This is a genomic window from Actinoplanes sp. NBRC 101535, assembly GCF_030269225.1.
Classification (GTDB): Bacteria; Actinomycetota; Actinomycetes; order Mycobacteriales; family Micromonosporaceae; genus Actinoplanes; species Actinoplanes rectilineatus.
In genome coordinates this window covers 1-11107 of sequence record NZ_BSSY01000009.1, presented here as the reverse complement: position 1 = coordinate 11107, position 11107 = coordinate 1, and the positions used below count along the sequence as shown (strand labels likewise).

The 11107-nt window shown below is 71.2% G+C and carries 9 protein-coding genes and 3 tRNA genes; 9 read left to right on the top strand and 3 right to left on the bottom strand.

All coding sequences use genetic code 11. The annotated features are described in order from the left end of the window. Nucleotides 1-552 precede the first annotated feature (552 nt). Complete coding sequence (locus QSK32_RS24405; protein ID WP_045746450.1) at nt 553-1044, bottom strand: MarR family winged helix-turn-helix transcriptional regulator; 492 nt, start codon at nt 1042-1044, stop codon at nt 553-555. 80 nt (nt 1045-1124) lie between these two features. Here QSK32_RS24405 and QSK32_RS24400 point away from each other — a divergent pair, with 80 nt between their 5' ends. Beyond that, nucleotides 1125-1766, top strand: a complete 642-nt coding sequence (locus tag QSK32_RS24400; protein WP_285473291.1) for an NAD(P)-dependent oxidoreductase — start codon at nt 1125-1127, stop codon at nt 1764-1766. A gap of 146 nt (nt 1767-1912) precedes the next feature. On the opposite strand, the gene QSK32_RS24395 is transcribed toward QSK32_RS24400, so the two are convergent. Beyond that, entirely contained in the window at nt 1913-3169 is a 1257-nt protein-coding gene (locus QSK32_RS24395; RefSeq protein ID WP_285473290.1) for a hypothetical protein, read from the bottom strand. Between the two features lie 205 nt (nt 3170-3374). On the opposite strand from QSK32_RS24395, the gene QSK32_RS24390 reads away from it, so the two are divergent. The 7 genes from QSK32_RS24390 (at nt 3375) to QSK32_RS24360 (ending at nt 9122) form a co-directional block, all read left to right on the top strand. Further along, on the top strand, nt 3375-3560 hold the full coding sequence (locus QSK32_RS24390; RefSeq protein ID WP_045746481.1) for a hypothetical protein: 186 nt from the start codon (nt 3375-3377) through the stop codon (nt 3558-3560). A gap of 135 nt (nt 3561-3695) precedes the next feature. Continuing rightward, nucleotides 3696-4049 carry a hypothetical protein gene (locus QSK32_RS24385; protein WP_157411410.1) on the top strand — a complete coding sequence of 118 codons (354 nt, stop codon included), beginning with the start codon at nt 3696-3698 and terminating at the stop codon, nt 4047-4049. Between the two features lie 17 nt (nt 4050-4066). Further along, nucleotides 4067-4852, top strand: coding sequence for a M12 family metallopeptidase (locus tag QSK32_RS24380; protein WP_285473289.1), 786 nt, complete (start codon nt 4067-4069; stop codon nt 4850-4852). 71 nt (nt 4853-4923) lie between these two features. Next, nucleotides 4924-4995 (top strand) — tRNA-Gly (locus QSK32_RS24375). Between the two features lie 38 nt (nt 4996-5033). After that, a tRNA-Cys gene (locus QSK32_RS24370) sits at nt 5034-5104 on the top strand. Nucleotides 5105-5114: 10 nt separating this feature from the next. After that, a tRNA-Val gene (locus QSK32_RS24365) sits at nt 5115-5189 on the top strand. Nucleotides 5190-5546: 357 nt separating this feature from the next. Beyond that, on the top strand, nt 5547-9122 hold the full coding sequence (locus QSK32_RS24360; protein ID WP_285473288.1) for a DUF4011 domain-containing protein: 3576 nt from the start codon (nt 5547-5549) through the stop codon (nt 9120-9122). On the opposite strand, the gene QSK32_RS24355 is transcribed toward QSK32_RS24360, so the two are convergent. Then, nucleotides 9104-10048: an SDR family oxidoreductase gene (locus tag QSK32_RS24355; protein ID WP_285473287.1), complete on the bottom strand. Its 945-nt coding sequence runs from the start codon at nt 10046-10048 to the stop codon at nt 9104-9106. The genes QSK32_RS24360 and QSK32_RS24355 overlap by 19 nt on opposite strands. 101 nt (nt 10049-10149) lie before the next feature. Between QSK32_RS24355 and QSK32_RS24350 the strand changes: the two genes are divergently transcribed. Then, nucleotides 10150-10977, top strand: coding sequence for a helix-turn-helix transcriptional regulator (locus QSK32_RS24350; RefSeq protein WP_285473408.1), 828 nt, complete (start codon nt 10150-10152; stop codon nt 10975-10977). Nucleotides 10978-11107: the final 130 nt, after the last annotated feature.

Genomic DNA, 11107 nt, shown 5'->3' with positions numbered 1-11107 from the left:
TCACCACGCGGATGGGCTTCGCACCCTGACCACGAAACGTGTCTAGAGGCGGCGCTCGGGGGTGGTGTCTGGAGGCGGCGACCGGCGGACGTGATCGCAGCCGCAGAGTCGACGGTCACATTCATGATCAACTTAAAGTACGTGGCATTGCGAGGGCGCCGGATCGTGCGGAACAGCCGATCTCCAGCCTGGTAGTGCTCGAAAGGCGGACCGCTCCGCGAACGATCCGTACATTCCAGTCGCCCGGTCGTCGGCATGGCCGAGTGGAAGCTTGACGTGAGCCGACTCGTCGATCGGCCGGCTGGTCACCGTGCGTTGTCCATGATCGTGGGTCTGACAGGTCGCCGAAGGCCTCGGCGGATCGCTGCCGATCCTGATCGGTTACCTGCTGCGCAGCGGGGGAGTGGGACGTTCCTCGGGCTTTCGGCGCAGGTATTCGTTTCGGGAAAGGCCCAGATGAGCGGCCTCCGCATCGAGGCGATCGACGGCTTACCGGCTCGGGTCACGAATGAGGATGTTCGCCATGAGACACCTCCGGAACCATGCGTGATATCACTCAGGCTTCGCGGAGTGTCCGCGGTGAGTGGTGAGTCCGGGATGGACACCTGAGGTCACGCCCTGCTGAGTGGCCATCTTCAGCAGCAGGGTGCGTAGTTGATCCTGTTCCTGTTCGGTCAGGCCCGCCAGCACCGACGCCTCCTGGGCCTCGGCGGCCTCGGTGGCGGCGGGGAGCAGGTCGCGGGCGGCCGGGGTGAGGTGGATGGCGTACGCGCGGCGGTCCTCGGGGTGTCGGCGGCGTTCCACCAGGCCCTGGGATTCCAGGTCGTCGACCAGGGTGACCATCGTGTTGCGGTGCAGGCCCAGCAGTTCGGCCAGCTGTTGCTGGGTCTGGCCCTCGGCTCGGGCCACGTGTGTGAGCAGGCCGAACCGGTTGGGTGTCAGGCCCAGGGGCGCCAGCCGGGTAGTGAAGGACTGTGCGCTCTGGAAGCCGAGCTGGGACAGCAGGAAGGCCACCCGAGAGCCCAGTGCGGGCGGATCGATCATGACGTGACCGTACCAGGCAGTGATTGCACGATCCTGTGACTATCACCTAGCATGACGAAATCCGAGCTGGGGGAGAAGTCATGCGACTCACGATCTTCGGAGCTACCGGAAAGACCGGCCTTCACCTGGTCGAACAGGCGGTCGGGCGAGGGGACACGGTCACGGCCGTGGTGCGTGATCCGGGGCGGTTCGGGCTGCGGCACGCCGGACTCACCGTCGTCCGGGTGGGGGACCCGGACCGGGACGCCGACGAGGTCGGCAAGGCGATGGACGGCGCCGACGCGGTTCTGTCCGCGGTCGGGCCCCGGGGCCGCAACGTCGGGCCGGTCGCCGCACCCGTCACCCGGGCGCTGCTGCGCGGACTGGACCGGGTTCCCAGCCGGCGCATCGTGGTGATCAGCGCCGCGCCGGTGGGGCCGACGCCGGACGGGGACAGCCTGCTCAGCCGGGCCGTGCTGCGCCCGGTGATCTCCGCGGTGCTGCGGCCGGTCTACGACGATCTGCGGGCCATGGAGGAGGCGCTCGCGGCGTCGGGGGCGGCGTGGACGTCGGTACGGCCGCCGCAGTTGACCGACGGGCCGTTGCGCGGCGGCTACCGCATGACGGTCGGTGGTGTGGTGCCGCGGGGATACCGGGTGTCCCGCGCGGATCTCGCGCACGCGATGCTGGCCTGCCTCGATCGTCCGGAAACGATCGGTCAACCGGTCGGCGTGGCGGACTGAGGCCGGTTCAGCCACGGCCATCACACAGAACGCCGGCCGGAGAGGACCGGCCGCGGCATCAGGGTGCTGACAGTCCGGCCGGCCTTAGCGGTGAACGCCGGCCGGGGACGACCCGGTCGGCGTTCACCGCGATGCCGATGTAGGGATCAGGTACCGGTGCCGGGCGCGGTGACCGTGCCCGAGTCGGTGCCGGTGCCTGAGTCGGGCGCGGTGCCGGTGCCGGGTGCGGTGCCGGTGCCCGAGCCGGAGTCGGTGCCCGAGCCCGAGTCGGGGAGGGTGCCGCTCTGGCTGTCCTGGCCGCCGCCGAACATGCCACCGCCACCCTGCATGCCGCCGCCGGGGCCTCCGCCGCCCTGCATCCCTCCGCCGCCCTGCATGCCGCCGCCACCCTGGAAGCCGCCGGGACCGCCGCCCTGCTGCTGGGTGCTGACCGTGGGGGAGGACGAGCCACCCACCGCGGACATGACCGCGGCGGTGACCCCGGAGCTGGCGATGGCGGTGACCAGGATCGCGGCCACCAGGACCAGCTTGGGGCTCTTACGGAACCCGGCGAACCGCGCACCCTTGCCGGCGGAGCCCTTCGGCGCCGGCGCCCACGGAGCCGGACCACCGTTGGGCGGGAACGGCCCGCCCGGCCCACCGGCATGTGGAACACCGCCGGCGACACTGCCCGGACCCGCGCCGGGGCCGGCTGCCGAGGGTGCCGCGTTGATCTCGGTGAGGGGGCCGGTCTTGACCCATTCCGGTGGGGTGGCCACCACCTCGGGAGTGAGCACCGGTGTTCCGGAGCCCGGGGAGGCGGCCACCGGCAGCGAGGTTGCCGGAACGGTCGGCATGGCAGCGGTCGGTGCGGGCGTGGGCGGCGTCGGGAAGGCGGCGGTGGGCGTCGGATCGGCGGTGGGTGTGACCGGAATGGCGGCGGTGGGCGTCGGATCGGCGGTGGGCGTGACCGGTTTGGCGGTGGTGGGGTCCGCGTCCGTCCGGGGAGATGTCGGGAAGGGAGCGGCCGGCGCGGGTTCGGCGCTGGTGGCCGGGTCTGAGGTGAACGGGTCGGAGGCGGGCGGCAGGGCCGGCGTGCCGACGGTGTCCGAGATCGCGAAGAGGTCCACCGAGGTCTTCTCGTCGTCGGTGCTCGTCACGGAGCTGGAGCCGGAGCTGGAGCCGGAGCCGGAGCCGGAGCCGGAGCTGAAGCTGGAGCCGGGCTCGGCAGATCCGGATCCCGGCTCCGTCGTGGCGGATCCGGACGTCGGATCCGTCTTCGGGGTTGCTGTCGCCGGGGTGGTGACGGCGGCGGCGGTCGTGTCGGTGGCCGGTCCGTCGTGGCCGGGTGCGGGCCGGGCGCCGATCAGCTCGGTCACCGGCTCATCGGTCGCGGCGGATGTGGACTGGTTGTTCGTGGTCATTGGTGACTCCTCGGCTGATCCCGAACGAAAGCATGCGGAGCCACGTTGTGGAGATTCTGTGTACCGAGTCTGATCTGTCTGTACGTCGTGTCCGGCAGTCGGGCCGCGGCGGCGTAACCCGATGGTCCTGACCGGACCGGTGGTCGCTGCTCGGACGGACGGCCGGTGGGCCGCATGGCCTCTGACGTGCGAGATTGTCGCCGTGATGGACGATTCTTTGCAGGCGTATACCGATGGGCGCGTCGATGGGACGGCGGGACGGTGCGACCTCGACCGGGCCGGCGACCCGGACACCGGGCCGGACTACCGGGTCGGCGTCTCCGACGGCAGTGTGGCGGCCTTCCAGGCGGAGTTGACCGCCCAGGTGCGCCGTCTGCTGGGCGAACCCTGAACCTGATCCGAGTGTGCGACGAAGCCGTGTGGTGGTGGCCACGCGGCTTTTTTTTTTACGCGTACCCCCGAGGTCTGTGTCGGATCTCGGACCGACCCTCGCGGAGCGTGCGGGGAGGGACAAGGCTGGGGTGGCATGGGTGATGGGCTCGGTGGATGTGTGGTGCGGGGGCGGATCCTGTTCCCGGCCGGGGCGAGGCCTGCCCGCGTGGCGCGGGTGACCGCCCGGGTGGAGGAGGTGTCCCGCGCCGACGCGCCGGCCGTGGTGATCGCGGAGACCGTCCGGGAGGGTCTCGCGCTTGACGACGAGGCGGAGATCGAGTTCGAGATCCGGCTGCCGCAGGGGGTCGGGGGGCGGCAGACGGTTCGTGTGCATGTCGATGTCTCCGGCAGCGGGGGAGTGACCGTCGGTGACTACGTGTCGACGGCCTCCCATCCGATCCCGTCGGCGGACCGGCTCGACGTCCCGGTCCGGCGTGTCGGGCTGTAACGGCGGGAGCAGGCGGGATGACGATCGGCCAGGGTGAGTTCCGCGGTGGGGAACGCGGCACCGCGCGGATCTCCGGAGTCACGTTCGGTGTGCGGACGGCGATCTACAGCCGTGTCGGCGGCATGGCGATCTTCGAGGGGGACATCGCCCTCGGGCTGGTCGACGAGTTCGAGCAGCAGCTCGCCGAGGCGCGTGAACAGGCGGTGGCCGGCGACGTCGCCTCGGCCGTCGGCATCAGCGGCAGTCGATTCCGCTGGCCGGGCGGGCTGGTTCCGTTCACGGTCGACCCGGCATTGCCCAACCCTGAGCGGGTACGCGACGCGATCGCCCACTGGGAGCAGAACACCCGGATCCGGTTCACCGAACGTGATCCCGCCGAGCATGTGAACTTCGTGCGGTTCATGGACGCGGGCGGCTGCTGGAGCTTCGTCGGCTTGCAGGACGGCGGTGCGCAGACCCTCAGCCTCGGGCCGGGCTGCAGCGTCGGCAACGCCATCCACGAGATCGGGCACGCGGTCGGCCTCTGGCACGAGCAGAGCCGGGAGGACCGGGACATGTTCGTCCGGATCGACTTCGCGAACATCCAGACCGGCCAGGAACACAACTTCGACCAGCACATCACCGACGGCGACGACCTGGGCGGGTACGACTACGGGTCGATCATGCATTACCCGCGGACCGCGTTCAGTGCCAACGGCCGGCCCACGATCGTCCCGGTGGACCCGGCCGCGACGATCGGTCAGCGCGCGGCGCTCTCGGCGGGTGACATCGACGGTGTTCACCGGATGTACGGGCTGGGGTGACCCCGCTTTGGCATTCGGGTGGTGGCTCGGCTAATGTTTCATCCGTTGCCGGGGAACGTGCCGGACGACATGCGGACGTGGCGCAGTGGTAGCGCATCACCTTGCCAAGGTGAGGGTCGCGGGTTCGAATCCCGTCGTCCGCTCGGAGAGGCTGCTGCTTGCGATTTGCATCGGCCTGCTCGGTGGAGTGGCCGAGAGGCGAGGCAACGGCCTGCAAAGCCGTGTACACGGGTTCAAATCCCGTCTCCACCTCGCAGTTTGAGGGCGATTGGCGCAGCGGGAGCGCGCTTCCTTGACACGGAAGAGGTCACTGGTTCGATCCCAGTATCGCCCACCATCAGCAACACCTGAACCGCCTGTCAGATCTGACAGGCGGTTCTTCTCTCTTCGGCTCGTCGCGGCCGCCGGTGACTGAACGTGCGGATCGTTCCCGTAGCGGACTTGACATCCACAGCCGCGGAAGAGGGCTGCCTGCCATCGCCGCCCAGAAGGTGTGCGAAGCCGGGCATCGGTCGGTGGCCCACCTCTACGACCGCGAAGGGGATAAGCGATGACGGTTCATCACGCCGAGAGGCCGACGCTACTGTCTTGGGGTTCGAGCCGGACTTTCTGATCTCGGACATCGGTCTGCTTCGTTGCGGTGAGTGACGAGGCGGATCCGTTGCGGGACTTGAAGTGCGGATGGAGCAATGGCATGCGCGGCGACGCCGAACCGAACCCTCCCGTGCTGGAGACTGTTCGTCGCTGGCGGGACGGGCTTGTCGACCTGTCGGAGCGGAACCCGCTTCTTCGGTTCCGGATGAGCAGGGCCGGCGCGGTCCGGATTCTGTCGCCGGGGGCCGCCCCGCTTCTGGACGGGATGCGGGCCGGCACCGCCGTCCGGATCTCGCCGTCGGATGTGGCTCGGGGGTTGCGGACCGACCGGACCGCTGAGGAACTCGTGCCGCTTCTGCGGGACCTGCAGCGCCGGTCGCACCGGGAGTTCCTGGAACGCGGGCGCCGGACGCTGCACCTCGCCGTCGGATCGTTGAGTTGGGCGGACGACGACGACATCAGGTACTCCAGTCCGCTGGTGCTCGTCCCGTTGCGCCCGGGGCCCGCCGGTGACCGGCTCGTGGCGGAGGAACCCGTCGTCAACCCGGTGCTGGCGGTGCGGCTGCGGCAGGTGGGGATCGTGCTGCCGGCGTCCGGTGATCTGGCCGCTATACGGGCCGCGGTGTCCGGGCGGGCCGGCTGGCGGGTGACCGAGCCGGTGATGCTCTCCTGTTTCTCGTACGGGGCGGAGGCGATGTATCAGGACCTGCTCGACAACGAGGCGGTCGTCGTCGCCCACCCGATCGTCCGGGCCCTTGCCGGAGAAGAGAGCGGAAGAGAGGACGAGCCCGGGACCGCGGACGACGTCGAGACCCGTGTCGAGGTCGACCCCGATCAGCGGGCGGCCGTCGCCGCCGCGCTGGCCGGGCGATCGTTCGTGCTGGACGGCCCGCCGGGCACCGGCAAGTCGCAGACCGTCGCCGCCATGATCGGGGCGCTGCGGCAGGCCGGCAGACGGGTGCTCTTCGTCGCGGAGAAGGCCGCCGCGCTGGACATGGTCCGGCGGCGGCTCGGTGTCGAACCGCATTCGCACCTGATGCCGGAGGCCACCCGGGAGGCGGTCGCGAAACTGGCCGGGGCGTGGCGTCCGGCCGCCGAAGGGCCGGACTACCTCTGGCGTGATGTCACCTTCCGCGGTTCGCTGGACGCGCGTCTCGCCGAGAGCGCGTCGGCGCTGCACACCCTGACCGGTATCGCCGCCGCCCACGCGCCGCTGGCCGCGGCGTTCGGCGTCGACCGGCTGTGCCGTGCACCCGATCTGGCGCGCCTGGTGGACCTCGGTGCGCGGCGCCCGTCCGGTGTGCCGGTGCAGTGGCTGACGGCGGAGCGGCTGGACCCGTTCCGGGAGGCGGCCGGCCGTCTCGCCGTGGAGTTGCGGGAGTTGGCCGGTCGCCGGGACGCGGCCGACCGTGCCGCCGGGGTCCCCTGGTTCCAGATTCCGGTGCCGGACAGCCTGCCGGGCGTCGACACCACCGACGGCGGGGACCTGACGGCGGAGCAGGCCACGGCCCTCGCCGGGACGTTCGGTCGGGACGCCGCGACGCTACGGGAGGCCGGCGGTCGCCTGGCGGAACTGGCCGACACGTTGGGACTGCCGCCGGTCGTGTCGTTCGGCGACGCCGAGGCGACCCTGGTCGTGGCCGAACTGGGCCGCAGCGCCGACCGGCCGGAGCGCGTCTGGCTGTCGGCTGCCGGGCGGGCCGACGCGGATCGGGCGGTGCGGGAACTACGGCAGGCCGGCGAGGCCCTGGCGGCGGCGGAACGGGCGGCCACGCCGTACTTCACGGAGGATCTCCTCGGAACCGATGTGGACGGACTGGCGCGTCGGTTCGCGTACCCCCAACAGGTTCTGAAGAAGCTCGGCGGGACCTATCGGGCGGACAAGCGCGCCCTGGCGATCGTCACCCGCCCGGACGTGACCTGGCAGGACGCGCGTGACCACCTGTCGCTCGGGGTGGCCTGGAATCAGGCCGTGACCGATTTCGCCCAGGCGGAGAGTCGGCATGGTGTGGCGTTGGGCGCCTACTACACCGGGCGCGGCACCGACTATGCGCCGATCGCCCGCGCGCTGGCCACGGCGGACGTCGCGATCCGCCGGGCACGCACCTCTGAACTGGGGAAACTCGCCGACCACATCGCCCGGGACGCCATCGCCGATCCCGGGGTGCTGGCCGCCGCCGAGGAGATCCGGCGGATGCTGCCCGGCCGCGACGATCGGGCCGCGATGCCGATCACCGAGGCGGCCGGGCGGCTGGACGGCCACCAGGCGCCCCTGCTGGCGGCCGCCGAGGTGGCCCGGTCGGTCAGCCGGGCCGTGCACCGGGAGGTGACCGTCAGGGGGGCCGTTCAGCTGCTCGAATTCCGGTCCGCGGTCGACGCCGGCTACGCCAGGATCGCGGCGAGCGGTGACGGGGAGGTCCTCGGGACGTTGTACGCCGGCGACCGCACCGACATGCGCGCCGTGACCTCCGCGCTGGACTGGGCGAAACGGATGCGCGCCTGCCTGACCGGCGACGACACCCCCCTGTCCGGCGCGCAGGCGGCGGCGCTCGACGGTGTCGTCCCGGCGCCGCGTCTGAGCGACGTCGTCCAGCGGTGGACCCGGGCCCGCGCCGACCTGCTGGCGGCGTTCACCCCTGCCCGGCAGACCGGTCTGGCCGCCGAACTGGACGACTACGCCGGGGCGGAGGCGCTGGTCGCGGCCTTGCGGGCGGATCCGACCGGACCGCAGGAGTGGTTCGCCCACCAGGACGCCCGTGCCGAACTCGACGGTCTGGGCGACGACATCGACCCGAGTTGGCCGCCCGGCCGGGTCCGCGACACCCTGTCGATCAAGCCGTTCGTGATGACGTCACCGTCGGCGGTCAGCCGGAACATTCCCGCGGGTACGCGTTTCGACGTCGTCATCGTCGACGAGGCCGGCCGGCTCACCCCGGCCGACCTGCTCGGTTGCGTCTATCGGGGGGATGCCCTGATCGTCGCCGGCGATCCGGCGCAGTTGCCGCCGCCGGACGCCTCCGCGTCGGTCCTGGACCTGATGGCGGGCGGTTTCCGCTCGTTCCGTCTGCGCCGGCACTACCGGTCCCGGCACGCCTCGCTTGCCGCGTTCCCGAATGAGGCGTTCTACCGGGGTGAACTCGTTCCGGTGGGCACCGACGCCGACGCCGAGGAGGCGGGCCTCGAGGTGTTCCCGGTGGACGGCGTCTTCCGGCGTGGCGCGGTGCGCGACAACCCGGTCGAGGCGGCTGCGGTCGCCGAGCGGGTCCGCCACCATTTCACCGTCCGGCCGCACCTCACGCTCGGCGTCGTCGCCCTCTCCGAGGCGCAGGCCGCCGCCATCGAGCGGGCAGTGGACGACGCTCACCTGGACGAGTTCTTCACCGACGACCGGCTGGACGGTTTCTTCGTCAAGAGCGTCGAGGCGGCGCAGGGCGACGAACGCGACGTGGTGATCCTCTCGGTCGGTTACGGCCCGGACGAGACCGGCCGGACCACGCCGAACTTCGTGCCACTGACCAGGGAGGGCGGCTGGCGTCGGCTGAACGTGGCGGTCACCCGGGCCCGCCGGCGTCTCGAGGTCGTGACCAGCCTGCGGCCCGCGGACATCAGCGCCACGACCGGCAGCGAGGGGTTGCGGTATCTGCGGCGTTTCCTGGACTACGCCGCGGCCGGGTGACCGGCCAGCATCTCCTCGGTCAGCTGCCAGACCCGCTGCGCCTCGGACTCGTCACACAGCCGGCTGTAGAGCGGCTGCTCGGCCGGGATGCCGGAGAGATGCTGGAAGCCGCTCGGCCCGTAGAAGCGGCCGCCGTGCGTGTCCGGGGCGGTCGCGGCGTACAGGGCCGCCTGGGCGGCCGACTCGGACGTACCGATGATCAGACCGAGACGGCCCATGGCACGGATCGCCAGTCCACCGGCGGTCGGCCGGGGGCGGCCCACCTCGGGCCGCGCCTGGAGCAGGTTGGTGGCGGCCACCCCGGGATGGGCCACGTTGCTGGTGATCCGCCAGCCGGCCGCCCGGCTTCGCCGGTCGAGTTCAAGAGCGAAGAGACCGATCAAGATCTTGGATTGCGAGTACGCGCGAAAGCCGTCATAAGACCGCTCCCAGTTCGGATCCGACCAGTTGATGCCGTGCTGGTCAGCGGCGACGCTGAGTTGCGTGGTGACCCGGGCCTGTCCCGCCCGCAGCAGCGGCAGCAGCCGGCTGATCAGGGCGGCATGACCCAGATGGTTGGTGCCGAGCTGGAGCTCGAAGCCGTCGGCGGTGGTCTGCCGGTCCGGTGGCGTCATCACCCCGGCGTTGTTGATCAGGAGGTGGATCGGCCGGTCCTCGGCGAGCAGGGTGTCACCGAGTGCGGCGACCGAGGCCAGCGAGGAGAGGTCGAGGGTTCGCAGCGAGACTGCGGCGTCCGGCTGCCGGTGCCGGATCCGGGCGACGGCGGCCTCGCCTTTGGCCGGGTTGCGGACCGGCATGACGACCTCGGCGCCGGCCGCCGCCAGCCGGGTGGCGATGGTCAGGCCCATGCCGTCGCTGGCGCCGGTCACCACGGCCAGCTTGCCGCTCAGGTCCGGGATGGTGATGTCGGGGCGGGTACGTGTCATGGACATCAGATTCGCGCCGATCCGGGACGACATCCACGGCCTGACGATCCCCCCTTACGACGGGGACGGGTATCGGCTGCGGTGATAGAACGGACGACATGATTGATCGGGCGGGGATGGCCGACTTCCTGCGCCGCCGTCGCGAGTCGCTGCAACCGGAGGACGTCGGTCTGCCGCGTGGGCGGCGCCGCCGGACGGCCGGGCTGCGCCGCGAGGAGGTGGCGACGATCTGCCACCTCTCGGCCGACTACTACAGCCGGCTCGAACGCGAGCGCGGCCCGCACCCGTCCGAGCAGATGGTCGCGTCGATCGCCCAGGGCCTGCGGCTCTCCCTCGACGAACGTGACCACCTGTTCCGTCTGGCCGGCCACCGCCCGCCGCCGCGGGGCGGGACGGGCGAACACCTCAGCCCGGGTCTGTTGCGCATCCTGGACCGGCTGACCGACACCCCGGCCGAGGTGGTGACCGAGCTCGGCGAGACGCTGCGCCAGACGCCGACGGCGGTGGCGCTCACCGGCGACCTCACCCGGTTCACCGGGCCGGCCCGCAGCATCGGCTACCGCTGGTTCACCGACCCGGCTTGCCGGGCGCTCTACCACCCGGACGACCATCATCTGCATTCCCGGGTGTTCGCGGCGGGTCTGCGCCGGGCGGTCGCCCTGCGCGGCCCGGGTTCCCGGGCCGCGCACCTCCAGCGCCTGCTGCTGGAGTCCAACGAGGAGTTCCGGGCGGTCTGGGACGAGCACGAGGTCGGCGTGGAGTTCGACGACGGGAAACGGTTCCTCCACCCGGAGCTGGGTCTTCTCGAGCTGTCCTGCCAGCGGCTTCTGGACCCGGACCAGTCCCACGTGCTGTTGGTCTACACGGCCGCGCCGGGCAGCCCGGCGCAGGAGAAGTTGCGACGACTGGGCGATCGGCAGAACATCTAGTCCCAACGCCGTTCAGTTAGGCGGATGGCTCATGCGTCAAGGCTCGTCGGTGACGACGTTGATGCTGGTGGTGGCCTTGTAGGTGTGGCGGTCGATGTTCGGTCCGCGGGCCTGGTATTTGGAGTTCGAG

Bases quoted from the DNA above. Each gene is read 5' to 3' on its own strand.
- QSK32_RS24405 (WP_045746450.1), bottom strand. From the start codon at position 1,044: ATGATCGATCCGCCCGCACTGGGCTCTCGGGTGGCCTTCCTGCTGTCC.
- QSK32_RS24400 (WP_285473291.1), top strand. From the start codon at position 1,125: ATGCGACTCACGATCTTCGGAGCTACCGGAAAGACCGGCCTTCACCTG.
- QSK32_RS24395 (WP_285473290.1), bottom strand. From the start codon at position 3,169: ATGACCACGAACAACCAGTCCACATCCGCCGCGACCGATGAGCCGGTG.
- QSK32_RS24390 (WP_045746481.1), top strand. From the start codon at position 3,375: ATGGACGATTCTTTGCAGGCGTATACCGATGGGCGCGTCGATGGGACG.
- QSK32_RS24385 (WP_157411410.1), top strand. From the start codon at position 3,696: ATGGGTGATGGGCTCGGTGGATGTGTGGTGCGGGGGCGGATCCTGTTC.
- QSK32_RS24380 (WP_285473289.1), top strand. From the start codon at position 4,067: ATGACGATCGGCCAGGGTGAGTTCCGCGGTGGGGAACGCGGCACCGCG.
- QSK32_RS24360 (WP_285473288.1), top strand. From the start codon at position 5,547: ATGCGCGGCGACGCCGAACCGAACCCTCCCGTGCTGGAGACTGTTCGT.
- QSK32_RS24355 (WP_285473287.1), bottom strand. From the start codon at position 10,048: ATGACACGTACCCGCCCCGACATCACCATCCCGGACCTGAGCGGCAAG.